This is a genomic window from Dyadobacter sp. OTU695 (genome assembly GCF_038440355.1).
GTDB lineage: Bacteria > Bacteroidota > Bacteroidia > Cytophagales > Spirosomataceae > Dyadobacter.
The window spans coordinates 1-700 of the sequence record NZ_JASATN010000075.1; the positions used below are offsets into that span (position 1 = coordinate 1).

At 42.9% G+C, this 700-nt stretch carries 1 protein-coding gene; it reads left to right on the forward strand.

The window, feature by feature from the left end; genetic code table 11:
- Nucleotides 1–700, forward strand: a 700-nt coding sequence (locus AAHB90_RS32480; RefSeq protein WP_342089488.1) for a hypothetical protein, incomplete at both ends; no start/stop codon positions are given.

Here is a 700-nt window from a genome sequence, read left to right on the forward strand (position 1 = left end):
CAAAGGACAGACTTAAATAAATATGATAAGGCGCGCCTGAGGTTACAAGATATTAATCTCGCAATTAAAGATGTCAATGCAGATCGCGTAAAAAGGATTAAATCCGCCGCGTATGAGGGCGGTCATAGGCGCTTCAATTTGTTTGTTGACAAAAGCTTCTCCCGAAATATAAAGCTATGGGAGATCCGGGAGCTGCTTTCCCAAAACTGGGAAAGTTTGGATTCAATAGATTTAGTCTATGATGGGGGTGATAACCTAACTGTGCACGGCAACAAAACTACTTTTTATGCTGACGAATTTCCCGTGATACCCAAGCCATCAGACGGTTCTTGGCGGTATGAAAGAGATTATTATTATGGCTCTGACTACCTGAGAGCCTTTAGGCTCAAAGGATTTTTTATCGGGGGCGGCAGCGTAGATTCTTTGTTTCGTGACGTGCAGCCGGTCTGGTTCGATGTGAGAAATCTCAGCGCGGATAATGCTATTCAAGCCCTATCCGATTTATCCGTGATTGATGAGCAGAAAGATAAGGGTGAGGTAGATGTGTCCGGTTTAAAGGTGACTGGTGAACTAATCTATGCTATCGGACCAGTAATATTGTTGCTGCTACTCATTTATCTTATCACATTAACAATCCATATAAATTCCTTAATCGAAATAAGGGAGCAAGCGGAAACGGCACATTCTTTCCCGTGGTTAG